At 71.2% G+C, this 25300-nt stretch carries 20 protein-coding genes; 9 read left to right on the top strand and 11 right to left on the bottom strand.

Features of this window, described 5'->3' with window-relative positions; genetic code table 11:
• Window positions 1-50 precede the first annotated feature (50 nt).
• Window positions 51-506 carry a hypothetical protein gene (locus F4560_RS26065; RefSeq protein ID WP_184924112.1) on the top strand — a complete coding sequence of 152 codons (456 nt, stop codon included), beginning with the start codon at window positions 51-53 and terminating at the stop codon, window positions 504-506.
• 2 nt (window positions 507-508) lie between these two features.
• Here F4560_RS26065 and F4560_RS26060 read toward each other — a convergent pair whose 3' ends face one another.
• From F4560_RS26060 to F4560_RS26030, 7 genes are all read right to left on the bottom strand, one after another.
• Window positions 509-1303, bottom strand: a complete 795-nt coding sequence (locus tag F4560_RS26060) for a class I SAM-dependent methyltransferase (RefSeq protein WP_312869481.1) — start codon at window positions 1301-1303, stop codon at window positions 509-511.
• A gap of 90 nt (window positions 1304-1393) precedes the next feature.
• Complete coding sequence (gene tnpB, locus F4560_RS26055; RefSeq protein WP_184924110.1) at window positions 1394-2764, bottom strand: IS607 family element RNA-guided endonuclease TnpB; 1371 nt, start codon at window positions 2762-2764, stop codon at window positions 1394-1396.
• A 107-nt stretch (window positions 2765-2871) separates the two neighbouring features.
• A complete protein-coding gene (gene glgB, locus F4560_RS26050) occupies window positions 2872-5028 on the bottom strand; it encodes a 1,4-alpha-glucan branching protein GlgB (RefSeq protein WP_184924107.1) in 2157 nt (718 codons plus the stop codon).
• Window positions 5025-6365 carry a maltokinase N-terminal cap-like domain-containing protein gene (locus tag F4560_RS26045; RefSeq protein WP_312869480.1) on the bottom strand — a complete coding sequence of 447 codons (1341 nt, stop codon included), beginning with the start codon at window positions 6363-6365 and terminating at the stop codon, window positions 5025-5027. Before F4560_RS26045 ends, glgB begins: the two co-directional genes overlap by 4 nt.
• Before the next feature lie 5 nt (window positions 6366-6370).
• The gene (gene treS, locus F4560_RS26040; protein WP_184924105.1) at window positions 6371-8182 is read right to left on the bottom strand and encodes a maltose alpha-D-glucosyltransferase; all 1812 of its coding nucleotides are present in this window, start codon (window positions 8180-8182) and stop codon (window positions 6371-6373) included.
• A gap of 103 nt (window positions 8183-8285) precedes the next feature.
• Window positions 8286-10271 (bottom strand): alpha-1,4-glucan--maltose-1-phosphate maltosyltransferase, encoded by a 1986-nt coding sequence (locus F4560_RS26035; RefSeq protein ID WP_184924103.1) that lies wholly within the window; start codon window positions 10269-10271, stop codon window positions 8286-8288.
• A gap of 222 nt (window positions 10272-10493) precedes the next feature.
• Window positions 10494-11318 (bottom strand): inositol monophosphatase family protein, encoded by an 825-nt coding sequence (locus tag F4560_RS26030; RefSeq protein ID WP_184924101.1) that lies wholly within the window; start codon window positions 11316-11318, stop codon window positions 10494-10496.
• Window positions 11319-11462: 144 nt separating this feature from the next.
• On the opposite strand from F4560_RS26030, the gene F4560_RS26025 reads away from it, so the two are divergent.
• The 4 genes from F4560_RS26025 to glgP all read left to right on the top strand — a co-directional run bounded on the left by F4560_RS26025 (window position 11463) and on the right by glgP (window position 16682).
• The gene (locus F4560_RS26025; protein WP_184924099.1) at window positions 11463-11771 is read left to right on the top strand and encodes a DUF6403 family protein; all 309 of its coding nucleotides are present in this window, start codon (window positions 11463-11465) and stop codon (window positions 11769-11771) included.
• Entirely contained in the window at window positions 11764-13098 is a 1335-nt protein-coding gene (locus F4560_RS26020; protein ID WP_184924097.1) for a hypothetical protein, read from the top strand. The genes F4560_RS26025 and F4560_RS26020 overlap by 8 nt, the downstream gene beginning before the upstream one ends.
• The gene (locus F4560_RS26015) at window positions 13095-13970 is read left to right on the top strand and encodes a hypothetical protein (RefSeq protein ID WP_184924095.1); all 876 of its coding nucleotides are present in this window, start codon (window positions 13095-13097) and stop codon (window positions 13968-13970) included. The genes F4560_RS26020 and F4560_RS26015 overlap by 4 nt, the downstream gene beginning before the upstream one ends.
• Window positions 13971-14111: 141 nt before the next feature.
• Entirely contained in the window at window positions 14112-16682 is a 2571-nt protein-coding gene (glgP, locus tag F4560_RS26010) for an alpha-glucan family phosphorylase (RefSeq protein WP_184924093.1), read from the top strand.
• 83 nt (window positions 16683-16765) lie between these two features.
• Here the strand turns inward: glgP and F4560_RS26005 are convergent, their stop codons facing one another.
• The 4 genes from F4560_RS26005 to glgX all read right to left on the bottom strand — a co-directional run bounded on the left by F4560_RS26005 (window position 16766) and on the right by glgX (window position 21453).
• The gene (locus F4560_RS26005; RefSeq protein WP_184924091.1) at window positions 16766-17890 is read right to left on the bottom strand and encodes a hypothetical protein; all 1125 of its coding nucleotides are present in this window, start codon (window positions 17888-17890) and stop codon (window positions 16766-16768) included.
• A gap of 234 nt (window positions 17891-18124) precedes the next feature.
• Entirely contained in the window at window positions 18125-18511 is a 387-nt protein-coding gene (locus F4560_RS26000; protein ID WP_184924089.1) for a rhodanese-like domain-containing protein, read from the bottom strand.
• Window positions 18508-19086, bottom strand: coding sequence for a cysteine dioxygenase (locus F4560_RS25995; RefSeq protein WP_184924087.1), 579 nt, complete (start codon window positions 19084-19086; stop codon window positions 18508-18510). The genes F4560_RS26000 and F4560_RS25995 overlap by 4 nt, the downstream gene beginning before the upstream one ends.
• 258 nt (window positions 19087-19344) lie before the next feature.
• A complete protein-coding gene (glgX, locus tag F4560_RS25990; RefSeq protein ID WP_184924085.1) occupies window positions 19345-21453 on the bottom strand; it encodes a glycogen debranching protein GlgX in 2109 nt (702 codons plus the stop codon).
• 80 nt (window positions 21454-21533) lie between these two features.
• On the opposite strand from glgX, the gene F4560_RS25985 reads away from it, so the two are divergent.
• Genes F4560_RS25985 through F4560_RS25970 form a run of 4 tightly spaced genes read left to right on the top strand, consistent with a single transcriptional unit; the run spans window position 21534 to window position 25298 of the window.
• Complete coding sequence (locus tag F4560_RS25985) at window positions 21534-22382, top strand: ABC transporter ATP-binding protein (RefSeq protein ID WP_184924083.1); 849 nt, start codon at window positions 21534-21536, stop codon at window positions 22380-22382.
• 36 nt (window positions 22383-22418) lie between these two features.
• Window positions 22419-23198 carry an enoyl-CoA hydratase/isomerase family protein gene (locus tag F4560_RS25980; protein WP_184924081.1) on the top strand — a complete coding sequence of 260 codons (780 nt, stop codon included), beginning with the start codon at window positions 22419-22421 and terminating at the stop codon, window positions 23196-23198.
• Window positions 23188-24141, top strand: coding sequence for a class I SAM-dependent methyltransferase (locus tag F4560_RS25975; protein WP_184924079.1), 954 nt, complete (start codon window positions 23188-23190; stop codon window positions 24139-24141). The genes F4560_RS25980 and F4560_RS25975 overlap by 11 nt, the downstream gene beginning before the upstream one ends.
• A complete protein-coding gene (locus F4560_RS25970) occupies window positions 24141-25298 on the top strand; it encodes a THUMP-like domain-containing protein (protein WP_184924077.1) in 1158 nt (385 codons plus the stop codon). The genes F4560_RS25975 and F4560_RS25970 overlap by 1 nt, the downstream gene beginning before the upstream one ends.
• Window positions 25299-25300 lie beyond the last annotated feature (2 nt).

Raw genomic sequence — 25300 nt, 5'->3', positions numbered from 1 at the left:
AGGCCGGAAATGTCCTGTCAGCGAGCGTCGTCATCCGTTTGGATGGTGGGGTGAATGACGTCCACCCCAGGCCCCTGGTCGATCGTGAAGTGCTCGTGGTGCGTGCCGACGTGCGGAAACGGGTGCCGCTGCGGGTGTGGCTGGACGGCTACGACGGGCCGCGGCCGACCTACCGGGTGGAACTGGCGCCCGATCGGGACCGGTTCACCGCCACCGGCCCCGACGCGTTCGAGGCGCTGGTCCGGCTGCGGCGTCAACTGGAACCGGAGGGCTGGGCGGTCGTGGTGCAGGGGGCGCGGCGCGACACCTGGCCGAGCGGCATGGCGCGGGACATGGGCGGCGGGTTGAAGGTGTACGTGCTGCGCCCTGGCGGGCCGACGGCGACGGACGAAGACCTGGTGGACACGTTCGCCGACATCCCGGGCGGTCAGGCCGACCCGGCCGGCCTGATCGGCACGGTCGCCGAACAGGAGGCTTGCCGGGACGCCTGGTTCGCCGGGCGCTGACCTCACCCCGAGGTGGTGCCTCGGACTGCCCAGGCGCGGGCGGTGAGGGGGATGGAGCCGTCGGGTTTGGTGGGCAGGCGGGTGCGGAGGAGTTCGCGGAGCGCTCGGCGGCGGTCCTCCGGCAGGGACGCGGTGTACGAGGGGGCCGGGCCCTGGCCGCCCAGGAACGGACGCCAGTAGTCGTCGAAGTCGGCGAACACGGTCGGCACGACCAGCGCCCGCACCTCCACCGCACCCAGGCCCGCCCCGGCCCACAGCTCCTGCAACGGCTCCGGTCGGCACAGCGGGAACCGCCGGCCCTCGTCCAGGTCGTTCGCGGCGGGGTCGAGGTAGGTGGCCGCGTCCCAGAAGTACCGCGTGATCGCCATGCCCTCGGCGTAGTCCCACACGTACGCCGCCACGACGCCACCAGGCGCGGTGACGCGGGCGAACTCGGCCACGGCCCGACCCGGATCCGGCACGAAGTTGAGCGACAGACCACCGACCACCGCGTCGAACTCGTCGTCGGCGAACGGCAGCGACCGCGCGTCACCGGCCCGGAAGCTCGCCCGCCGGTCCGTCACCCGGTCCCGCGCCGTGGCCAGGAACCCGTCGGACGGGTCGACGCCGACCACCTCCGCCGGCTCCTCGACCCGCAGCACGGCGGCCGTCAACGCCCCGGTGCCGCACCCCACGTCCAGCCAGCGCCGGCCCTCCGGCACCTTCAGCCAGTCCAGGAACAGCCCCGCCACGGAACGGCTCCAGCGCCCGACGTACGCCTCGTAAGCCTCGCCGACCGCCCACACTTCGCCTGTCACCGATCAAGGATCGCACGGCGGGCACCGCCACTACCGGATCGATCAGTCGGTCCGTTACCTGAAGTGTGAGTGAACGTGAGTCCAGCGTGTTCAGGCAGTCGACACGTTGCCGTGTCGACGTTGGCCCGCACCGGTCGGTGCGGGTCTTCCCGTGGCGGTACCCGTTGCCCGCGTGGCGCGGGTCTGACGTGGGTTTCCAGCGGGCTCGTTTATCGTCGCCCCGCAACTCGGGGAGGACGTCTCGCGTCGCGCGAGCGCGGCGAGGTTGCGTGCTGCATTGAGGTCCCGGTCCAGGACCAGACCGCACGCGTCGCAGCGGAAGGTGCGTTCGGACAGGCGAAGCTTGGCTTTCACCGCGCCACAACCCGAACACGTCTTGGAGCTGGGATACCAGCGGTCGGCGAGGTGCACGCGCACGCCCGACCATGCCGCCTTGTACTCGATCTGACGGCGGAGTTCGGCCATGCCGACCCCGGCGACATGCCGGGCCAGCCGGCGGTTCTTCGTCATGCCGGACACGTTGAGGTCTTCCAGCACGACCGTGCCGTGGGTGCGGACCAGGCGGGTCGAGAGCTTGTGCAGCCCGTCGCGGCGCGCGTTCGCCACGGCGGTGTGCAGCCGCGCGATGCGCGCCTGGGTCGTGCGCCATCGCTGCGATGGCTGCCGTCGGGTGCGCTTGTCCGGACCGACGCGACGGGCGGCTTGGCGTTGCAGGCGGCGCAGGTCCCGCCGGGCGGTCTCAAGGTGGCGGGGGTTCGGGACGGTCTCGCCGGTCGACAGCACCGCCAGGGACTTGACTCCCAGGTCGACACCCACTGCCGAGTCGGGCCGCGTGGGTGCGGGGTCGTCGCGGGCGATCTCCACGGAGAACGACACGAACCACCGGCCGGCCCGGTGCGACACGGTGGCCGAGCGGATGCGGGCGGCGCCGCGCTCCACGTGCCGGGCGAGCTTGCGGGTGGACTCATGGGTGCGGACCGCGCCGATGCGGGGCAGCTTCACGTGCCGCCGGTCGCCGTCGATCAGGCCGAACGCGCCGGTGGTGAACCGACACGACAACCCGGACCGCTTGCCCTTGAATCCCGGGAACCCAACCCGTGGGCCACGCCGCTTCCCGCTCCGGGAGTCGGCCCAGTCGCCCAGCGCGGTCGCGAGGTTGGCCAGGCCGGAAGAATAGGCTTCCTTCGAGTTCTCGGCCCACCACGGCGCGACCGCGTCCTTGGCGCGGTTCCAGTCCTTGCGCAGGCTGTAGGCCGACCACGACACCGACGGCGTGAGCCGGTCGGCGGGGATGCCGTAGGACTTCTCGGCCTCCCGCTGCCCCAGGTTCGCCTTCACCCGCGCCAAGCCCCAGTTGAAGGCGTAGCGTCGCCCACCGCAGTGCGACCGCAGCGCGTCGTCCTGACCCGGGCTCGGATCCAGGACGAACCGGTACGCATGGATCACCACCCCGCCACCCATACAGCCCATCGTATCGAACACGCGTACGACTCCCATGCCGGGATGTCGAATCGAACCCTCACACAAACACGCATTCGCTCACGGACACTCAGCAACCCGCCAGCAGTTCAGAACCCCTCGGGCATCAGGTAGACCACGCCCGCCGGCGGCAGTTGGAGCACCGCCGAAGCCGGTCGCCCGTGCCACGGCTCCTCCTCCGCCACCACCCCGCCGAGGTTCCCGACCCCGGACCCGCCGTACACCTCCGAGTCGGTGTTCACCACCTCACGCCACCGCCCGGCCAGCGGCAGGCCGATCCGGTAGTCGTGGTGCGGCATGCCGGCGAAGTTCGCCACGCACGCGATCACCGAACCGTCCTCGCCGACCCGCAGGAAGCTCAGCACGTTCCCCGCCGAGTCGTTCGCGTCGATCCACGAGAACCCCTCCGGCTTGTTGTCCGCGCTGTACAGCGCCGGCGACGCCTTGTAGACCCGGTTCAGGTCCGAGACCAGCCCGAGCAGCCCCGCGTGCAGCGGTGACTCCAGCAGGTGCCAGTCCAGCGACCGGCCCTCCGACCACTCGTCCCGCTGCCCGAACTCGCCACCCATGAACAGCAGCTGCTTGCCGGGGTGCGCCCACATGAACGCCAGCAGCGACCGCAGCCCGGCCGCCTTGTTCCAGTCGTCACCCGGCATCCGCTGCCACAACGACCCCTTGCCGTGCACGACCTCGTCGTGCGACAGCGGCAGCACGAAGTTCTCGCTCCACGCGTACACCAGCGAGAACGTGATCTCGTTGTGGTGGTACGACCGGTGGATGGGCTCGCGCGACAGGTAGTGCAGCGAGTCGTGCATCCACCCCATGTTCCACTTGAACCCGAACCCGAGCCCGCCCAGGTGCGTCGGCCGCGAGACGCCCGGCCACGCCGTCGACTCCTCCGCCGCCATCACCACACCGGGGTGGCGCTTGTACACGGTGGCGTTCAGCTCCTGGAGGAACCGGACCGCGTCCAGGTTCTCCCGGCCGCCGTACTGGTTCGGCAGCCACTGGCCTTCCTCGCGCGAGTAGTCCAGGTACAGCATCGAGGCCACCGCGTCGACCCGCAGGCCGTCGATGTGGAACTCCTCGATCCAGTACAGGGCGTTCGCGACCAGGAAGTTCCGCACCTCGTTGCGCCCGAAGTCGAACACCAGCGTGCCCCAGTCGGGGTGCTCGCCCCGGCGCGGGTCCTCGTGCTCGTACAGGGCGGAGCCGTCGAACTTCGCCAGCGCCCACGCGTCGCGCGGGAAGTGGGCGGGGACCCAGTCGATGATCACGCCGATGCCGCGCTGGTGCAGCGTGTCGACGAAGAACCGGAAGTCGTCCGGTGACCCGAACCGGGACGTCGGCGCGTAGTACGACGTCACCTGGTAGCCCCACGACCCGCCGAACGGGTGCTCGGCCACCGGCATCAGCTCGATGTGCGTGAAACCGGCGTCCACCACGTAGTCCGCCAGCTCGGTGGCCAGCTCGCGATACCCCAGGCCAGGCTTCCAGGAGCCGAGGTGCACCTCGTACACGGACACCGGCGCGTCGATCCACTGCGTGGCGTCGCGCTTGGCCTCCCACTCCGCGTCGCCCCACTCGAAGGTCGACTGGGTGACGACGGAAGCCGTGGCCGGCGGCCTCTCGGTGGCGAACGCCATCGGGTCGGCCTTCTCGTGCCACACGCCGTCGCGGCCGAGGATCCGGAACTTGTACTTGGTGCCCGCCGGGATGCCGGGGATGAAGATCTCCCACACGCCGGACGAGCCGAGCGACCTCATCGGGTTGGCCCGGCCGTCCCAGCCGTCGAAGTCGCCGCACACCCGCACACCGCGCGCCGTCGGGGCCCAGACGGCGAACGAGACGCCCGAGACGGTGCCGTTCGGCGTGTCGTAGGTGCGCACCCGCGCGCCCAGGACGTCCCACAGCCGCTCGTGCCGACCCTCGCCGATCAGGTGCAGGTCCAGCTCGCCGACGGTGGGCAGCCACCGGTACGGGTCGTCCACCTCCACGACCGTGCCGCCGTACTCGACGTCCAGGCGGTAGTCGCCGGGGTGCTCGGGCAGCTCGCCCGCGAACAACCCGTCGGTGACCCGGTCCAGCTCGAAGCGCTTGTCACCCGCCATCACGGCCACCGCGGACGCGCCCGGACGCAGCGCCCGCGCGACCACGCCCTCGGGGACGTGGTGCACGCCGAGCACCGAGTGCGGGTCGTGGTGCGCCCCGGCCAGCAGTCGGTCGACGTCCTCGGGCGAGATCATGACTGCACCGCTCCCTCTCCAGTGATCCGTGCGATCGACGACAACGGCACCGTCAACCACTCCGGCCTGTTCGCGTGCTCGTAGGCGACCTCGTACACGGCCTTGTCCAGCTCGAACGCCCGCAGCAGGTGGCCGCTCTTGCGCGGGTCGCCGACGGACGAGGCCGCCGCCTCCGCGTAGCCCTCGGTGAACGCCGCGCGGTTGCGCCGCGACCACTCCAACGCCCGCACGGTCAGCTGGTGGTCTTCCGGCTGACCCACGAGCAGCTGGTGCGCCGCGTAGTCGAAGGATCGCAGCATCCCCGCCACGTCGCGCAATGGCGAGCGCAGCGCGGTGCGCTCGGCGATGGGCGACCCGGGCTCGCCCTCGAAGTCGATCAGCAGCCACCCCTGCACGGTGCGCAGCACCTGGCCGAGGTGCAGGTCGCCGTGGATGTGCTGGGTGACGACCGCGTCCGGGGTGTCCCTGGCCTGCTCGAACGCCTCCCGCAGCGCGGGCACGTACGGCCGCAGCTCCGGCACCGCCCCGACCACCTCGTCCAGCCGCGACGTCATCGCCCGCACGGTCCGGTCGATGTCCGCCGCGTCCGCGTGCTCGATGCCGAGCGCGCGCTCCAGATCCCCGTGCACGGTCGCCACTGCCTGCCCGAGCCGATGGGCCTCACCGGCGAAATCGCCGCCCACCTCGTCCGCGTGCAGATCGCCCTCGGCCATCAGGTCGCGGACGCTCGTGGTGGCCATCGCCCAGCCGTCCACGGCGTCGGGCATGAACTGCTGGAGCATGCCGACCGTGGTGGTGTGGCCGTCGAGCCGGCCGGTGATCGACCCGAGCGGCTGGGCGATGTGCTCGCAGCCGACCTGGTGCAGCGCGCGGTGCAGCACCAGGTCGGGGTTGTCGCCGTAGGTGAGCTTGCGGAACAGCTTGAGGATGTACTGGCTGCCGAACACGATCGACGTGTTCGACTGCTCGGACGTGATCGGCCGACCGCGCAGCCCCGTGGTGATCTCCACGTCCGGCTCGTGCTCGAACTTCAGGCCCTCGACCTCGCCACCCTCGGCGATCAGGTCGAGCAGCGCGCCGGTCAGCTCCGGCACGGCCGTCGCGTCGTAGTTCTCCACGTGGTCGGTGACCAGCAGCTGGTACGGCTCCTTGCGGTCGGGCTGCTCCACCTCGACCACGAGGTGCACCAGCACCGGCTCCTCGGCACGCAGCACGGACGTCCGAAGTGGACGGATAGAGGTGACCGGCCGGTCCTTGCCGCCGAACCACCGCTGCGCCGGCAGCCACTCGGGCAGCTCGGTCATCACCTTGTCGACCAGATCGTGCGGTTCGGTCACGTCCCTCACCTCGCCTCGCTGTCGTCGCCGGCTTCCACGAGCTGGAACCAGTAGAAGCCGTGACCGGGCAGGGTGAGCAGGTAGGGCAGGTCGCCCACGGTGGGGAAGACCACCCCGCCGGTCAGCTCGACGGGCCTGCTGCCGCGGTGCTCCGACAGGTCCAGCTCGACCGGCTGCGGGAACCGCGACAGGTTGTTCACGCACAGCACGACGTCCTCGCGGTCGTCGGGCCGCCGCCACCGCCGCCGGTAGCCCAGCACGCTCGGGTTGGAGCCGCCGAGGTCGGTGAAGTCGCCGTCGGCGAACGCGCGGTGCTGCTTGCGCACCTCGATCATCCGCCGGGTCCAGTGCAGCAGCGACGACTGGTTGTTCAGCTGGGCCTCGACGTTGAGCGCCTGGTAGCCGTACACCGGGTCCATGATCACCGGTAGGTAGATCCGGCCCGGGTCGCAGCTGGAGAAGCCCGCGTTGCGGTCCGGGGTCCACTGCATGGGCGTCCGCACCGCGTCGCGGTCGCCCAGCCAGATGTTGTCGCCCATGCCGATCTCGTCACCGTAGTAGAGGACGGGCGAGCCGGGCAGCGACAGCAGCATCGCGGTGAACAGCTCCTGCTGGTTGCGGTCGTTCTCCAGCAGCGGGGCCAGTCGGCGTCTGATGCCGATGTTGGCCTTCATCCGCGGGTCCTTGGCGTACTCGGTGTACATGTAGTCGCGTTCTTCGTCGGTCACCATTTCGAGCGTCAGCTCGTCGTGGTTGCGCAGGAAGATGCCCCACTGGCAGCCGTCCGGGATCTGCGGCGTCTGCGCCAGGATCTCCGAGATCGGGAACCGCGACTCGCGCCGGACCGCCATGAAGATGCGCGGCATCAGCGGGAAGTGGAACGCCATGTGGCACTCGTCGCCGCCGACCTCGGGGTTGCCGAAGTACTCCACCACGTCCGACGGCCACTGGTTCGCCTCGGCGAGGAGCACCCGACCGGGGTACTCGTCGTCGACGACCTTGCGGCAGCGCTTGAGGAAGTCGTGCGTGCGCGGGAGGTTCTCGCAGTTCGTGCCCTCCTGCTCGAACAGGTACGGCACGGCGTCCAGCCGGAACCCGTCGATGCCCAGGTCCAGCCAGAACCGGAGGGTGTCCAGCATGGCTTCCTGCACGTGCGGGTTCTCGAAGTTCAGGTCGGGCTGGTGGGAGAAGAACCGGTGCCAGTAGAACTGGCCGCGCACCGGGTCGTACGTCCAGTTCGAGGACTCCGTGTCGACGAAGATGATCCGCGCGTCCGCGTAGCGCTGGTCGTCGTCGCTCCACACGTAGTAGTCGCCGTACGGGCCGTCCGGGTCGGTCCGCGACTGCTGGAACCACGGGTGGGCGTCGCTCGTGTGGTTGAGCACCAGGTCCGTGATCACCCGGATGCCGCGGCGGTGCGCCTCGTCCAGCAGGTAGACGAAGTCGTCGACCGAGCCGAACTCCGGCAGCACCGCGCGGAAGTCGGAGATGTCGTACCCGCCGTCACGCAGCGGCGACGCGTAGAAGGGCGGCAGCCACAGGCAGTCGACGCCGAGCCACTCCAGGTAGTCCAGCCGGGACGCGAGACCGCGCAGGTCGCCGGTGCCGTCGCCGTTGGAGTCGCTGAACGCGCGCACCAGCACCTCGTAGAACACCGCGCCCTTGAACCAGTCGCGTTCGCGCGGCACGAGCTTGGCCGACCGGAAGTCCTCTGCCTGCGGCTCCACCAGCAGACCGTCGGCGCCGATGGCCTCACCGGTGTGCGGCACGTTCTCCAGACCTACCAGCGCCGCGTCGGGTCGGGCCTCTTCATGCATATGTGCTCCACCTCGTCCCACCTCATTGGGGGTGCGTTCGATCGTCCCTCGTGCTCTTCGGCGGGCACGGGGACTCGGTAAAGGGGACCGGGCTGGTTTTTTCCTAGCTGACGACGCTGAACCTGCGCTGGACGCCCACGATGTGCGCGGGCGCGCGCCACGGTTCGAGGCGGACGTAGTTGGCGTGACCCCAGTCCCAGGTCTCCCCGGAGACCTCGTCGTGCGCGATCAGCCGTTCGTGCCACTCGACGCCGAGGGTGGGCAGGTCCAGCCAGACGGTGCCGTCCTGCGCGTTGTGCGGATCCAGGTTGACCACGACGACGACGGTGTCGTTCGTGCCCGGGTCCTGCTTCGAGTAGGCGATCAACGCCGGGTTGTCGACGTGGTGGAACCGCAGTGTTCGCATCTGCTGCAACGCCGGGTGCGCCCGGCGGATCGCGTTCAGCTTGCGCAACCACGGCTCCAGCGACCGGCCCTCCGCCACCGCGGCGGCGTAGTCACGGGGCCGGAGCTGGTACTTCTCGGAGTTCAGGTACTCCTCGCTGCCCGGACGGACGGCCTCGTGCTCGAACAGCTCGTAGCCCGAGTACACGCCCCAGGTCGGCGCCATCGTCGCCGCCAGCGCCGCGCGCAGCGCGAACATCCCCGGACCGCCGTGCTGGAGCGATTCGTGCAGGATGTCCGGGGTGTTGACGAACAGGTTGGGCCGCGCTTCGTCCCAGTGCTCGACCAGCTCGGCGCCGAACTCGGTCAGCTCCTCCTTGGTCGTGCGCCAGGTGAAGTAGGTGTAGCTCTGCGTGAAGCCGAGCTTCGCCAGCCCGTACAGGCGGGCCGGGCGGGTGAACGCCTCGGACAGGAACAACACGTCCGGGTGACGGTCCTTGACCGCCCAGATCAGCCACGCCCAGAAGTCCGGCGGCTTGGTGTGCGGGTTGTCGACCCGGAAGATCCGCACCCCGTGGTCCACCCAGTGCAGGACGACGCGCAGCACCTCGTTGTAGATGCCCTGGGGGTCGTTGTCGAAGTTGACCGGGTAGATGTCCTGGTACTTCTTCGGCGGGTTCTCCGCGTAGGCGATGGACCCGTCCGGGCGGGTGGTGAACCACTCCGGGCTCTTCAGCACCCACGGGTGGTCGGGGGCGCACTGGAGGGCCAGGTCGAGCGCCACCTCCAGGTCGAGTTCGCGGGCGCGGGCCACGAACGCGTCGAAGTCCTCGATCGTGCCGAGCTCCGGGTGGATCGCGTCGTGCCCGCCCTCGTCCGCGCCGATGGCCCAGGTCGAGCCCGGGTCGTCCTCGGTCGCGGTGAGCGCGTTGTTCGGTCCCTTGCGGTTGACTCGCCCGATCGGGTGGATCGGGGGCAGGTAGGCCACGTCGAAGCCCATCGCCGCGACGCGGTCCAGCTCCTTGGCGGCGGTGACGAACGTGCCGTGCACCGCGACGCCCGCCTCGTCCACGCCGCCGGTGCTGCGGGGGAAGAACTCGTACCAGGACCCGAAGGACGCCCGTTTCCGGTCGACCCACACCTTCTGCGGCCTGCCCTTGGTGATCAGCTCGCGCACCGGGTGGTCGTGCATGATCCGGCGCACGTCGCCGGCTAGGGCCGGCGCGACCCGTTCGGGCAGCGGGCGGTGCTCGTCGCGCAACGCCTTCGCGGCGTTGACAAGGAGGGGCTTGTCCTTGCGCCGGTCCGGTCGCCGGCTCACGCGGTCGAGCAGGCGCGCGCCGGATTCGAGGTCGTTCTCCAGGTCCTGGGCGCTCTGGCCGGCCGCGATCTTGACCTCGACGGTGTGCAGCCAGGTGGCCCAGGGGTCGCTCCAGGCGTCCACGCGGAACGTCCAGGCGCCGTCGGCGTCGGGGACGATCGTGGCGGCCCAGCGGTCGAGGCCGACGCCGTGCGGGACCATGCGCGTTTGTCTGGCGACCCGGTCGTTCGGTCCCCGCCACGCGACGGTGGCGGCGACGGCGTCGTGCCCTTCCCGCCACACCGTCGCCTCGACCGGAACGTGCTCGCCGACCACGGCCTTCGCCGGGTAGCGACCGTTGCTCACGGTCGGGGAGACGTCATCGATCCCGAGTCGTCCGCTCATCGGCAGCGCCCTTCTCACCTGGTGTGACGCGTGCACGTGCAAGTCTGCCCGCAGCGATCGGATGGAACATCACCGGACTCCTGTTTGGTCCTACCCCTTATGGGTGGATCACCAAACTTGGTGACGGCATTCGTCTCGCCATGGAAGACAGAATCCCACCTCTTGATCGTTACCGCTCCGTTGCCACGCCGCTACCGTTCGGGCGACGATCCGCCGAGTCGTTCACTGATCGACATCCACCGGCCACCCGTGCGGGTCTGCCTGGCCGGTGATCATCCGGATGAGCGTCCTGTGGGTGGCGCCGTCGGACGCGGCCACGAGCCCTTGGGCGCCGTGGTGGAGAGGTTGTCCGGCCAGACCGGTCACCACGCACCCCGCAGCCCGGCACAGCGCGATGCCGGCCGCGAAGTGCACGCTGTCGCGCACGTCCCCGTCGGTGACGTAGGCCACTCGCCGCCCGGCGGCCACCCACGCCAGCGCCAGCGATGTCGACAGCACCCGTGCGCCGAACGCGTCACCGAACGCCCGGTCGTGCAGCAGTCGCGCGGCCAGGAACCGGTCGCGGTTCGGGAACGGCGGGTCGACGTTGACGTCGACCAGGCGACTCGCCGCGTCCGGCGCCAGTGGCACGTCCTGGCCTGCGGCACGGACCCGGGCGACCTCGCCGTCGGTCCAGAACACCTCGCCCGAGAACGGGTCGGCCACCGCCGCCGCGACGATGCCCTCACCGACGCGAAGAGCGACGTTGACCGCGACGAGCGGTGTGCCGGCGGAGAAGTTGGCCGTTCCGCACAGCGGGTCGACCAGCCACGACCGGGCGGAAGCGGGCGGGCCCACGTCGCCGAGTTCCTCGCCGGTGATCCGGTCCTCGGGACGCGCGCCGCGCAGGATGGCGATGATCGCGCGTTCGGCGGCGACGTCCGCCTCGGTGGCGAAGTCGCCCGACTCCTTGGCGATCCGCTCCAGCGGACCGCCGAAGAACGACCGGACGACGTCGGCCCCGGCCACGGCGGATCGGACGGCGAGTTCGGCATCGGAGTCCGGCACCCGTCCACTGTGCCTCGTGCACTGTGTGGCGTCGACGTTCGCTGATGGGGCCGCGCGTCGTGCCGGGGGATGGACAGCGGGACGTGGTTGTGGAGAATCGGCCGATCCAGTTTTCGCTCGTCCGACCACGTGGAGTGCTTGCGCATGTCGTTGACCTGGCTGGTGTGGCCGATCGGCGGCGCGCTGATCGTGGCGGCGGGGTTCGCCGTGGTGGTGGTTCCCCGATTCCGGGCACGGGAACGGGAGCGGCTGGTCGCCTGGTCGGCGGCTCGGGCCGCGATCGGGAGCGCCGCGATCAGCCGGGACGCGGCGCGCGGTGAGGTGGCCGAGGCCGAGCGGCTGCTGGCCCGTGCCGAAGCCCTCGTCGCCGACCGTGGCGGCACGGCCGCGGCCCGGACCGCCGCCGACTGCGCGGAACGGGCCGACGCGCTGTGGCGGGCCGCCGATGAGTAAGCGGACCGAGTGGGTGCGCTGGGGCTCGCTGGCCGCCGCGGTGGCCGTCCTGGTGGTCTTCCTGCTCTCCCAGGGGCAGGACGTCGACGTCAGCTACGGCCGGTCGCCCTCGCCGTCCGCCGCCATCGGGGAAGGGGAGGCGGGCGAGCTGGGCGACGTGACCGTGCCGTCGGTGGACGAGATGGCGGCCCTGGTGCGCGCCGACGACGTGGTCCGCCTGCCGGGCGCCATCGCGTCGTGGGACGACGAGCGCGTGCGGGACGTCATCGGTGACGACGACGTGCGCATCCTGGTCGCGCCGCCCGGACTGGACGAGGACGAGCGCAAGAGCGTCCGCGAGGTGGACGACGTGACCGTCCGGGTGATCGGCACCCAGGTGAGCGGCGGGCTGTACCAGTCGTCCGCCGACCGGGTCGCGGGCTGGCGGGCCGAGTTCGCCACCGGTGACGTGACCGACCAGCTCGTGACCCTGATCGCGGCGCTGAACGACCGGCCGGAGCCGGAGTCGGTCGACCAGCACACGTGGCGTGACCCGACCGAAGCGGAACTGGCCGCCGTCGCCGACGACCTGCGTCGCACGGGCGTGCACACCGCCGAGGGCGCGACGCTCGACCGGGTGCCCGAGCAGTCCGCGTCGGCCGCCTTCCCGGACCGCCCCGCGCTGTACGTGGCGCTGCCGCGGCAGCCGTTCGGCGAACCCGTGCCGCAGTACGGCCCCGCGCTGGCCGGGCTGTTCCCCGACACCCCGATCGTGGTGCTCTACGGGTGGTGGATCGAGTACCACGGCCCGCACGCCGCCGACTTCGACGAGCTGGTCGCCGCGAGCTTCTACGGTCAGTTCGGCGACCGGCTCAGCCATTACGACTACCCGCAGCGCAACGTGCTCGCCGCCTACCTCGCCCGCGTCGCCGACGTCCGCTACGCGGGCCTGTTCGACCGCCCGCTGCCCTACCAGCCGCCCGATCCGCTGCGGGTGGCGCTGCCCGCGCTGCCCTGGCTGTTCACCGGCTGCGTCGTGGTGTTCCTGGCGCTGTCCGCCCGGACCGTGCTCCGGAGGACGGGTCGCGCGCCGGTGAACAGCACGAACGCGCGTCTCGCCGGCCTCACGGCGCTGGCCGTCGAGGTGTCCGGCCTGACCCGCGACCCGCACCTCACCCGGGGCATCGGCAAGCTCGGCGCGGCGGGGGAGGCGTTGGCGAACGACCTGCCGGACCGGCACGTGCGGACCCTGCTGGACGGCGCCGAGGCCGAGCTGGACGCCGCCGCCCGCGCGCTGGGCCGCGCCGACTACCGACCGGACGTCTACCTCGCGGGGAGGCTCGTGTGAAGCGCTTCCTCCGCACGCCGTTCGGCGTCGCGGTCCTCGGTTGCCTGGTCCTGGCCGGGTGGGCGCTGTGGTCGGGCGGCGTGCTCGACGGGCCGATCGCGCGGCAGGTGCGGTCGTCCTCGGTCTACGCCGCGCCCGGGACCGGGATCGACCAGGCGGCGGCCGAGCGGGTCATCGGCAACCGGCGGCTCGTCGTCGTGCTGCTCCCGTCCGGCGCGGACCGGCGGGCGGCCTGCGCCGACGTCGAACGCGCGGCCGACGGCACGATCGTGCTGGTGCTCAGCCGCGAGGACGACGACTACGAGCGCTACGGCTGCGCCCTCATCCCGGACCGGGACGACGGGAACTTCGGCCGGGCGGCGGTCGCCGAGACGGTCATCGGCCGCGGTGTCGACCAGTTCCCCGACCGGCCGCTGGAGGCGCTGAAGGTCGCGGTGGTCAACTACGACCTCCTCGTGAAGGCCGGCACCCTGCCCGACGGCGCCCGCACCATCAACCCGTCCCTGCCCCGGTACCTCGTCGCGGCGGCGGCGCTCGGGGCCGTGGTGGCCGGTTCGCTCGCCCTCTACGCGGGTGCGCGCCGCGCCGGCAGGCTCGCCGTGACCCGTGCGGCGCGACGGGACGAGTCGGCCGACGCCCGCAGCGTGCTGAGCGCCGAGACGGCGGTCCTCGCGCAGCAGGTCATCGACCTGGACCGGCGGCACACCGCGGGGCAGGGCCACGAGTTCGACCGGCGGTTCCGGGCGCTCATGGCCGACTACTCGCGGTTGCTGGTGGCAGTGGCCGACGCAGACGCGCACGACGGAGACCTGGACGCGCTCACGGCCCGAGTCCGTGAGCTGAGCGAGCGGTGCGCGACCCTGACCGGATGACGCTGGTTGCGTCAACAGTGACGGGGTGTGTACGAAAGAACACGCGGGAGCCTGTAACCGCAGGTGAAGCTGTATCGGTCCCTGCATCGGTCCGGGTGACGGTTGTCCCGCACCGCTGGATGGGGGATAAGGTCCGACGCCATGCGAGCACTTCGCCGGTTCACCGTCCGAGCCAGCCTGCCCGAGCCGTTGACGGCCCTGGGCACCCTCGCCACGAACCTGCGCTGGACGTGGCACCAGCCGACCCAGGACCTGTTCGCGTCGGTCGACCCCGAGCTGTGGGCCGACAGCGGTGATCCGCTGCGCCTGCTCTCCGTGGTCGCGCCCGAACGCCTCGACGCGCTGTCCGCCGACGAGCAGTTCCTCGCCCACGCCCGCGCGCTGGCCGACGACCTGCACCGCTACACGACCGGGCCGCGCTGGTTCCAGCGCCGCCAGGACGAGGTCCAGCAGCGTCGGGAGCACGGCAACTACGAGCTCCAGCCGCTGCCGAAGGCGATCGCCTACTTCTCCATGGAGTTCGGCGTCACCGAGGCCCTGCCGAACTACTCCGGCGGTCTCGGCGTGCTGGCCGGCGACCACCTGAAAGCGGCCTCCGACCTGGGCGTTCCGCTGATCGCGGTCGGTCTGCTCTACCGGTCCGGCTACTTCCGGCAGGGCCTGAGCCTGGACGGCTGGCAGATCGAGCACTACCCCGTCCTCGACCCGCGCGGCCTGCCGCTGGAGCTGCTCACCGAGCCGTCCGGCGCGCCGATCCTGGTGCACGTCGCCATGCCGGGCGACCGGGTGCTGCGGGCCAAGATCTGGAAGGCGCAGGTCGGCCGCATCCCGCTGCTGCTCCTCGACTCCGACGTGGAGGAGAACGACGAGGACCTGCGCGGCGTCACCGACCGCCTCTACGGCGGCGACCAGGACCACCGCATCCGGCAGGAGATCCTGGCCGGCATCGGCGGCGTGCGGGCCGTGCGCACGTACTGCGAGCTGACCGGCCACACCCCGCCGGAGGTGTTCCACACCAACGAGGGCCACGCCGGGTTCCTCGGCCTCGAACGCATCCGCGAGCTGGTCACCGTCGAGGGCCTGGACTTCGACCAGGCGTTGGCGGCGGTCCGCGCGGGCACGGTGTTCACCACGCACACGCCCGTCCCGGCGGGCATCGACCGGTTCCCGGTGGACCTGGTCCAGCACTACTTCGGCCCGGAGACGCTGCTGCCGGGCGTGAACACCCAGCGCATCCTCGCCCTCGGCGCCGAGGAGAACCCCGGCCTGTTCAACATGGCGCACATGGGCCTGCGGCTGGCACAGCGCGCCAACGGCGTGTCCAAGCTGCACGGTCGCGTGAGCCGTGACATGTTCCGCGCCCTGTGGCCCGGCTTCGACGCGTCCGAGGTGCCGATCGGCTCGGTCACCAACGGCGTGCACGGTCCGACGTGGGCCGCCACCGAGATGAGCAGGCTGCTCGGCGACTCCGAGGACTCGGGCGTCGGCCTGCACGGGTTCGAGCCGGTCACCGACCAGCGGCTGTGGGAGCTGCGCAACGAGCTGCGCGCCAAGCTGGTCGGCGAGGTCCGCCGCCGCACGCGCGCGTCGTGGTTGCAGCGCGGCGCGTCGGCGTTGGAGCTGGGCTGGACCGACTCGGTGTTCGACCCGGACGTGCTGACCGTCGGCTTCGCCCGCCGCGTGCCGACGTACAAGCGGCTCACGCTGATGTTGCGCGACCCGGAGCGGCTGCGCGCGATGCTGCTGCACCCGGAACGGCCGGTGCAGCTGGTCGTCGCGGGCAAGTCGCACCCGGCCGACGACGGCGGCAAGGCGCTGATCCAGCAGATCGTGCGCTACGCCGACGACGCGGGCGTGCGGCACCGGATCGTGTTCCTGCCCGACTACGACATGTCCATGGCCCGGTACCTGTACTGGGGCTGCGACGTGTGGCTGAACAACCCGATGCGCCCGCTGGAGGCGTGCGGCACGTCCGGCATGAAGTCGGCGCTGAACGGCGGGCTGAACCTGTCGATCCGCGACGGCTGGTGGGACGAGCTGTACGACGGCAGCAACGGCTGGGCCATCCCGACCGCCGACGGCATCACCGACCCGACCCGGCGTGACGACCTGGAGGCCGCCGCGCTGTACGACCTGCTCGGCAACCAGGTCGCGCCGCTGTTCTACGACCGGGGCGACGACGGCGTGCCGACCCGGTGGCTGGCCATGGTGCGGCACACGCTGGCGTCGCTCGGCCCGGCCGTGCAGGCGTCGCGGATGGTGCGCGAGTACGTGGAGAACCTGTACGCGCCCGCCGCGTCGTCGGCTGCTTCGGTGGTCGGTGAGGGGTTCCGTGGCGCGAAGGAGTTGGCGGCGTACCGGCAGCGGCTGCGGGCGTCGTGGACGCGGGTGCGGGTGCTGGAGTCGGAGATGTCGCTGAACGGGTCGGTCACGCCGAACCTCGGTTCGCCGGTGGCCGTGCGTGCGCGGGTGGAGCTGGCCGGGTTGGAGCCGTCCGAGGTGGACGTGCAGGTGGCGTTGGGCCGCGTGGGCGACTCGGACGAGCTGTATGACGTGGTCACGCACGGGATGCGTTACGCGGGGAACGGGAACTACGAGATCGAGGTGCCGTTGCCGCACGCGGGCGCGGTGGGCTACACGGTGCGCGTGCTGCCCCGGCACGACCTGCTGGCGTCACCGGCCGAGCTGGGCCGGGTCGTGCTGGCGAACTGAGTTCTTTTCTGGGAGCGGCGCTCGCCTCGGATCTCGGGGCGGGCGCCGCTTTGTCGCAGTCCTCAGTGCTCAGTGCTCAGTCCTCAGCTGATGCCGAGCCGGGCGGTGGTTTCCGCGACGCGGGGCATCCAGCCGGCCAGTTCCTGTGCCTCGACGAGCGTCACGCGGGCCGCCGCGTTATCGCCCGACGCCATCTGCGCACGGGCCATCGTGGCCAAGGCGTCGGCGCGGGCCAAACCGCTTTCGCTGCTGTTCCTGGCCTGGGTGGCGAGGGTCAGCGCGGCGGCGTGGTCGTTCTCGATCAACGCCAGTTGCGCCAGCGTGCCGGTGCACCGGTGGCGTGGGTAGCCGAACTGCATCGCGCCGTCCACGGCCCGTTTCGCCGCCGGGAGACCGACGTCCAGGGGCAGTTGGCCGCCCTCGATCGCGTTGGCGGTCGAACTGGCCATCTCCGCCAGCACGAACGCCATGTCCCGCTGCTCCAGGTCGGTGCGTCCGATCAGACCGCTGACCAGTTGCAGCGCCTCGCCGTACTTCGTGCGCAACGTCAGCACAGCGAGGTGCGCGCCGATCGCGACCAGCAGGGTCGGGTGGCGTTCGATGAGGTCGTTCGCGATCACCTCGGCCCGGTCCAGGTCACCGGCGCCGAGCGCGTCGGACACCTGGTTGACCATCGGCGTGGCGTCGAACTCGGCGGCCGTGCGGCCGGTCACGCGGGGCAGGGCGAACACGAACCAGCCGGGTGACGTGGTGCCCGCGCCGCGTCGTGGCCACAGGGAGTTGAGCAGCACCGCCGTGCCCGCGACCGCGAAGCCGCGCAGGAACGGCTGGTCCGAGTCGGACCAGACCAGCGCGCCGAGCCAGACCACAGTGGTGGCCGCGGTGGTCAGCAGCAGGGACGTCAGCCCGGTCAGCCACAGCCGACGGCGGGCGTGCGCCTTGACCGACGTGAGGCCGACCGCGAAGAGCAGCGGGATCGTCCGCCACACCACCCGCAGGTGGGGCCGCGTCCACGTGCGGACCTCGCCGCCGACCCCGATCTCCACCAACGGGACGCGCACACCGAACAGCCCGGCGCCCACCAGCAACCCGAGTTGCAGCAGGGCGAGCACGGCCAACACGCCGCACGCGGCCCCGCCGAACGTCGCGACGCTCGGCCGCCAGACCACGAGGACGACCAGGACCAGCCCGGTCAGCACTTTCCACACGAACCTGGAGACGCTACCGCCCCAGCCCCGGTTCCGGTCCTGAACGTTGAATTCATCCGTTCCGAACGTAGGACACGGTTGTCCTGAACGTAGGACTCACGGGTCCTGAACGTAGGACTCACCCCAACCTCGCGTGAGTCCTACGTTCAGAACGGGTGAGTCCTACGTTGGGGACGGGTGAGTCCTACGTTCAGGACGGGTGAATTCAACGCTCGGGACGGGACGGGACGGCGGTCAGGTGACGGCTTGGGTGGCGCCGGGGCGGACGGGGAGGCCGGCGGCGGCGTAGGCGCGGAAGCCGCCGATCAGGTCCGTGGCGTTGGGCAGGCCGACGCGTTGGAGGTCACGGGCGGCGAGGCTGGACGCGTAGCCCTCGTTGCACAGCACGACCACGGTGGTGTCGGCGGTGAAGCCGGTGATGCGGTGCGTGCCGGACGGGTCCAGCCGCCATTCCAGGACGATCCGCTCCACCGGGATCGAGCCGGGGACCTCACCCTCGGCGGCACGGTCGTGGTGCGGGCGGATGTCGATCACCAAGACGTCCGACAGCTCCGCCAGCCGGTCCGGCGGCACGCGGGTCAGGTCACGACGGGCTTCGTCCAGCAACTGCTCGGCACTCACGGACCCTCCAGGTCGGCCAGGACGCGCAGCTGCTCCAACGGCAGCCGCCGGGCGGGCAACGGCGGGATCTCGTGCGGGACGTCCGCCAGGCTCGCGTACTCCCGCGTCGGCACCAACGGCGGCGAGTAGGCGTGCACGCTCGCCGCACCGACGGCGCCGCGGTTCACCACCTGGTGCGCACGCCCCGCCCCGAAGCCCAAAACGCTCCCGACAGGACGCGACGCGCTGCGGATCGGCCCACCGGGGTACCGGTAGTCCTCCGCCAGCTCACCGGTCAACACGCTGAACGAGCCCGCCGCGCCACCGTGGTCGTGCGGCTCGGTGCCCTGACCTGGCAGCCAGCTCAGCAGCCACAGCTCGACGCCACCGGTCAGCCCGAGCCGTGCCCACCAGCGCCGATCCGGGTCGAAGTCGAGGATGTCCAGCAACGGCGTGGTCAGCTCGGAGGCGACCGCGGACGTCAGCTCACGCAGTTCGCGCGGCGTCCACAGGTCGCGTTCGGGGTGGATGAGGTCGCGCAGGAACCGCACGTCCAGTTTCGGGTGCAGGTCGGCGCGCGCGAGAGTCGCGGTCACGGGGGTCGCTCCTGATGGCTACGAATCGGGCGGGGTAGCGATCAAGACGCGACGCGGCGCCAAGCGTCAGGACGACCGGCCGCGTCGCGTCCGGCTACACCCGCACGACGCCACCAGCAGGAGGTCGATCGTGCGGTCACGCCAAGTCAGCAACGGGCGGGCCACCCCGGCATGGTGGCACGAAACCCACGACCCGCGCACAGCCTCCCACCAGGCAGGATTGCCTCGGTGGCCGACGTTTCCGGCAACCCGGACCGGTCAGTTCGGCACCCGGAGCAGCAACAGGGAGCGACCGCGCAGCACGACCGTCGCACCGGCGCCCAGCGTCCCGGCCACCGACGGCGAGCCGTCCGCCGTCGTCGAGTCGAGCGTCGGCTCGTACCGCCCGCCGTACTCGGGCCCCGGCAGCGTCACGTCGATCGGCTCCGCCCCGGCGTGCATGAGCAGCAGCCACGAGTCGTCCGACACCAACTCGCCGTCACGCGAACGGGACAGGCTGTTCGACCCGTCGATCCACATGCCGAGGAACCTGCGGCCCTCGTCGAACCAGTCGGTCTCGGCCATCTCCTCGCCGTCCGGCCGGAACCACACCAGGTCGGGCGCACCGGACGCCGTGGTCCGGCCGTCGAAGAACTGCGGCTGCCGCAACGCCGGCGACGCGCCGCGCAGGTTGATCACCCGCCGGGCGAACGCCAGCATCGCCTCACCCTCGCCGGCGAGCTTCCAGTCCATCCACGACGTCTCGTCGTCCAGGCAGTACGCGTTGTTGTTGCCGTCCTGCGTGCGCCACTGCTCGTCACCCGCCGCCAGCATCGGCGTGCCGGTGGACAGCATCAGCGTGGCGAACAGGTTCCGCGCCTGCCGCGCCCGCAGCGCCAGCACCGCCGCGTCGTCCGTGTCGCCTTCCACACCGCAGTTCCACGACCGGTTGTCGTTCGTGCCGTCACGGTTGTCCTCACCGTTGGCGAGGTTGTGCTTCTCGTTGTAGGACACCAGGTCCCGCAGCGTGAACCCGTCGTGCGCGGTGATGAAGTTGATCGACTGCCACGGCCGGCGCAGGTCGTCGGCGTACAGGTCGGACGACCCGGACAGCCGGTACGCCAGGTCGCGCACGTTCGTCATCCCACGCCAGAAGTCGCGCACGGTGTCGCGGTAACGGCCGTTCCACTCGGCCCACTGCACGCCGAAATCGCCCACGCGGTACCCGTCGCCGGTCGCGTCCCACGGCTCCGCGATCAGCTTGCACCGGGACAGGACCGGGTCGCTCGTGATCGCGGTCAGCATCGCCGAAGCCCGGTCGAACCGGCCGCCACCGGGCCGGCCCAGCGTCGACGCCAGGTCGAACCGGAACCCGTCCACGCCCATCTCGGTGGCCCAGTACCGCAGCGAGTCCGTCACCAGCCGCACGAACTGCGGCGACCCGGCCTCGGTCGTGTTGCCGCAGCCGGTGATGTCGAGCGTGCCGCCGCCCTCGATGTGCAGGTAGTAGCCGGGCGCGTCGAAGCCCCGGTAGCACAGCGTCGGACCCTCCGGCCCGCCCTCGCAGGTGTGGTTGAAGACCACGTCGATGATCACCTCGATGCCCACGGCGTGCATCGCGGACACCATCGTGCGGAACTCCTCCACCTCCCGGCCCGGCTCGCTGGCGTAGCCGGGGTGCGGCGCGAAGTAGCTCAGCGGCGAGTAGCCCCAGTAGTTGTGCCTGCCCGCCCGCATCAGCGGCGGCTCGTCCACGAACGCGTGCACCGGCAGCAGCTCCACCGACGTCACGCCCAACCGCACCAGGTGCTCCACCACGGCCGGGTGCGCCATCCCCAGGTACGTGCCGCGCTGGTGCTCGGGCACGGCCGGGTGCAGCTTGGTGAACCCGCGCACGTGCAGCTCGTAGATCACCGCTTCCTCGAACGGGACGTCCGGCTTCACGCCCGTGTCCGGCCCTCCGGGCGACGTGACCACGGACAGCGGCACGCTGCCCAGCGAGTCGACCGGGGACGGGCCGCCGAGCATCGGGTCGTCCACGTAGCCCAGCGCCGCGTCCAGGTCGGTCAGCGTGCCCGTGATTCGCGTCGCATACGGGTCGATGAGCAGCTTGGCGGGGTTGCACCGCAGGCCGCGGCCCGGGTCGTACGGGCCGTGCACGCGGTAGCCGTACCGCTGGCCGGGCGTCACGCCGGAGATCAGACCGTGCCACACGCCGAACGTGCGCTCGGTCAGCTCCACCCGCTCCTCCGTGCCGTCTTCGCTGATCAGGCACACTTCGACGGCGTCCGCGGGCGGTGCCGAGACCGCGAAGCGCACACCTCCGGCCTCCGGGTACGCCCCGAGGGGGAACGGTCGGCCCGCGAGCAGGATCGAGTCGGCAGCCATACCCCCGGATCTTTCCAGTCCGGAGGGGTGGTTTGGGGATCAGCACGCGGCGAGGTCGCCGCCGGCGTGGAGCCGAGGCAATGAAACACTGTGCCGGCGAGGCATCGACCGGGGCGAGGGCAGGCGTGGAAAACGAAGATCTGGTCATCCACATGCAGGGTGTTTCGGTTCGACGTGGCAAGACCACGCTGGTCGGGGACGTCGACTGGAGCGTGGAGCTGGACGAGCGCTGGGTCGTGCTCGGGCCCAACGGGGCCGGCAAGACCACGCTGCTCCGGCTGGCCGGCGCCGAGCTGCACCCGACCAGGGGCACGGTGCACCTGCTCGGCGAGCGGATCGGCCGGACCGACATGTCCGAGCTGAAGACCCGCATCGGCTTGTCGTCGTCGGCGTTGAACGGGCGCGTCCCGGCCGAGGAGAAGGTCGTCGACGTGGTCGTCAGCGCCGGGTACGGGGTGCTGGGCCGGTGGCGTGAGGAATACGGCAAGCTCGACATCGGCCGGGCCAAGGAGCTGCTGGCCACGATGGGCATCGAGCACCTGGCCGACCGCACCTACGGGACCCTGTCCGAGGGCGAGCGCAAGCGCACGCTGATCTCCCGCGCGTTGATGACGGACCCCGAGATGCTGCTGCTGGACGAGCCCGCCGCCGGCCTCGACCTGGGTGGTCGCGAGGACCTGGTGGCCCGGCTCTCGGAGCTGGCGCTCGACCCGGACGCGCCGGCGACGGTGCTGGTCACGCACCACGTGGAGGAGATCCCACCCGGTTTCACGCACGGGCTGCTGCTGCGCGACGGCGGCATCGTGGCCCAGGGCCTGCTGGCGGACGTGCTGACCGAGGAGAACCTGTCGAAGACGTTCGACCAGCCGTTGGAGCTCCAACGGTCGGGTGACAGGTACTTCGCCCGCCGCAAGGCTACCGAGGGGTAACCTGCGAGGCGCACCTGCGGAGGTCGAGGAGGACCTGTGGCTGAGTTCGTGAGGCTCGAAGTCGAGGACGGCATCGGCACCATCCGGCTGGACCGCCCGCCGATGAACGCGCTGAACAGGCAGGTCCAAGAGGAGATCCGGTCCGCCGCGCACGAGGCGGCCGACCGCGCCGACGTGTGGTCCGTGATCGTTTACGGCGGGCAGAAGGTGTTCGCGGCGGGTGCGGACATCAAGGAGATGGCCGACCTGTCGTACGCCGAGATGGCGTCCCGCGCGGGCTCGTTCACGTCGGCGCTGCGCGCGGTTGAGGAGATCCCGAAGCCGACCGTGGCCGCGATCACCGGGTACGCGCTGGGCGGCGGCTTCGAGCTGGCGCTGTGCGCGGACCGGCGGATCGCGGGCGACAACGCCAAGGTCGGCCAGCCGGAGATCCTGCTCGGCGTGATCCCGGGCATGGGCGGCACGCAGCGCCTGCCGAGGCTGATCGGCCCGTCCCGCGCGAAGGACCTGATCTACACCGGCCGGTTCGTCGGCGCCGAGGAGGCGTTGCGGATCGGGATGGTGGACGAGGTCGTGGCGCCGGACGACGTGTACGAGGCGGCCCGCCGGTGGGCCGGCCAGTTCGTGAACGGCCCGGTGCGCGCGTACGCCGCCGCGAAGGCCGCGATCGACGGCGGGCTGGACACCGACCTGGGCAACGGCCTGAAGCTGGAGAGCCAGTTGTTCGCGGCGATGTTCGCCACCGAGGACCAGAAGACAGGCATGGCGTCGTTCATCGAGAACGGGCCGGGGAAGGCGAAGTTCAGTGGCCGTTGATCCCAAGCCCCACCCGCACGCGACCGCAGAGGAAGTGCAGGCGGCGTACAAGGACCCCAAACTGGCGAACGTGCTCTACCACGACTGGGAAGCCGACACGTACGACGAGAAGTGGTCCATCTCGTACGACGAGCGCTGCATCACCTACGCCACCGACCGGTTCCGCGCGGTCGCGGGTGACGTCGGGCCGTACGAGCACGCGTTGGAGCTGGGCTGCGGCACCGGGTTCTTCCTGCTCAACCTGATGCAGGGCGGCGTGATCGAGCGCGGTTCGGTGACGGACCTGTCGCCGGGCATGGTCGAGGTGGCGCTGCGCAACGCCAAGCAGCTGGAGCTGCCGGTCGACGGCCGGGTGGCCGACGCCGAGCGCATCCCGTACGACGACGACACGTTCGACCTGGTGGTGGGGCACGCGGTGCTGCACCACATCCCGGACGTGGCCGCCGCGATGCGCGAGGTGCTGCGGGTGCTCAAGCCGGGCGGCAAGTTCGTGTTCGCCGGCGACCCGACGAACGTGGGCAACTTCTACGCCCGCAAGCTCGGGCAGCTGACGTGGTGGCTGACCACCAACGTGACGAAACTCGGTCCGCTGAGCGACTGGCGTCGGCCGCAGGAGGAGCTGGACGAGTCGTCCCGCGCGGCGGCGCTCGAAGCGGTGGTGGACCTGCACACGTTCGACCCGGCGGACCTGGAGCGGACGGCGCGTTCGGCCGGCGCGGTCGGCGTGCGCGCGGTGACGGAAGAGCTGTCGGCGGCGCTGTTCGGCTGGCCGGTGCGCACGTTCGAGGCCGCCGTGCCGCGCGAGAAGTTGGGCTACGGCTGGGCGATGTTCGCGTACAAGACGTGGCAGCGGTTGGCCTGGGTGGACGAGAACGTGCTGTCCAAGGTCCTGCCGCGAGAGGTCTTCTACAACGTCTCCGTGACCGGCCGCAAGCCGGTCTGATGGGGTACGCGTTCAGCCTCGACGACGTGGCGTACCTGCGTTCCGATGCCGGGCGCGCCGCGTTGTCGTCGCTGGCCGACCTGCCGTTGACGCCCGCGTCGCGGCTTGACGACGTGAAGCTGACGAAGCAGGTGTCACCGACGCACTTCGCGGCGGTGCTGGAGACGTTGTTGTTGCGCCGCAAGGCGTCCAAGGTCTTGTTCAGGGACGGGCTCTTCACCTCCGAAGCCCTGCAACAGGCCACACCGCATCAGGTGGCGGCGCACCGGGCACGTCGGTTCAGCGGTCCGGCGCACGACGTGACGTGCTCGATCGGCGCGGACTTGGGAGCGTTGCCCGAGGGGTCGATCGGGTCGGACCTGGACCCGGTGCGGCTGGCCATGGCGCGGCACAACCTCGGTGACGGGGTGCCGCTGGTGCGGGCGGACGCGTTGCGGCCGGTGTCGCGGGGTGTCCCGGTGATCGCGGACCCGGCGCGGCGGGACGCGACCGGGCGGCGGACGTGGCGCCCGGCCGACTTCGCGCCCCCGTTGGACGAGCTGGCCGACGCGTATGCGGGGCGTGACCTGGCGGTGAAGTGCGCGCCGGGCGTGGACTTCGCGGTCGCGCCGTGGGCGGACGAGGTCGAGCTGGTGTCGTTGGACGGGCAGGTGCGCGAGGCGTGCCTGTGGACGCGCGGCCTGGCCACTCCGGGCGTGTCGCGGCGTGCGACCGTGTTGCGGTCGGACGGTCCTGAGTGGACGATCACCTCCGCCGACCCGGACGACTGCCCGGTGGGCGAGCCCGACGAGTGGCTGGTCGACCCGGACGGCGCGGTGGTGCGGGCGGGGCTGGTGCGGCACTACGCGGCGCGGCACGGGTTGGCGCAGCTGGACGAGCGGATCGCCTACCTGACCGGTCCCACGCCGCCGCCGGGTGTGCGGGCGTTCCGGGTGGTGGAGCACGGGCACTACAGCGAGAAGACGTTGCGGTCGGTGCTGCGGGCGCACGACGTCGGGCGGCTGGAGATCCTGGTGCGCGGCCTGGACGTTGACCCGAACGCGTTGCGGCCGAGGCTGAAGCTCAGCGGATCGGGTGAGGCGACCGTGGCGCTGACCAGGGTCGGCCGCCGCCCGATCTACCTACTCGCGCACGCCGAGCGCACTGGGAAGTCCTAACA

The sequence above is a fragment of the Saccharothrix ecbatanensis genome (genome assembly GCF_014205015.1).
Classification (GTDB): domain Bacteria; phylum Actinomycetota; class Actinomycetes; order Mycobacteriales; family Pseudonocardiaceae; genus Actinosynnema; species Actinosynnema ecbatanense.
This window is presented reverse-complemented; position numbering and strand designations above follow the sequence as displayed.

Coding starts and splice junctions, on each gene's coding strand:
- tnpB (WP_184924110.1), bottom strand. CDS start 2,764: ATGGGTGGCGGGGTGGTGATCCATGCGTACCGGTTCGTCCTGGATCCG.
- glgB (WP_184924107.1), bottom strand. CDS start 5,028: ATGATCTCGCCCGAGGACGTCGACCGACTGCTGGCCGGGGCGCACCAC.
- treS (WP_184924105.1), bottom strand. CDS start 8,182: ATGCATGAAGAGGCCCGACCCGACGCGGCGCTGGTAGGTCTGGAGAAC.
- F4560_RS26035 (WP_184924103.1), bottom strand. CDS start 10,271: ATGAGCGGACGACTCGGGATCGATGACGTCTCCCCGACCGTGAGCAAC.
- F4560_RS26025 (WP_184924099.1), top strand. CDS start 11,463: ATGTCGTTGACCTGGCTGGTGTGGCCGATCGGCGGCGCGCTGATCGTG.
- F4560_RS26020 (WP_184924097.1), top strand. CDS start 11,764: ATGAGTAAGCGGACCGAGTGGGTGCGCTGGGGCTCGCTGGCCGCCGCG.
- glgP (WP_184924093.1), top strand. CDS start 14,112: ATGCGAGCACTTCGCCGGTTCACCGTCCGAGCCAGCCTGCCCGAGCCG.
- glgX (WP_184924085.1), bottom strand. CDS start 21,453: ATGGCTGCCGACTCGATCCTGCTCGCGGGCCGACCGTTCCCCCTCGGG.
- F4560_RS25985 (WP_184924083.1), top strand. CDS start 21,534: ATGAAACACTGTGCCGGCGAGGCATCGACCGGGGCGAGGGCAGGCGTG.
- F4560_RS25970 (WP_184924077.1), top strand. CDS start 24,141: ATGGGGTACGCGTTCAGCCTCGACGACGTGGCGTACCTGCGTTCCGAT.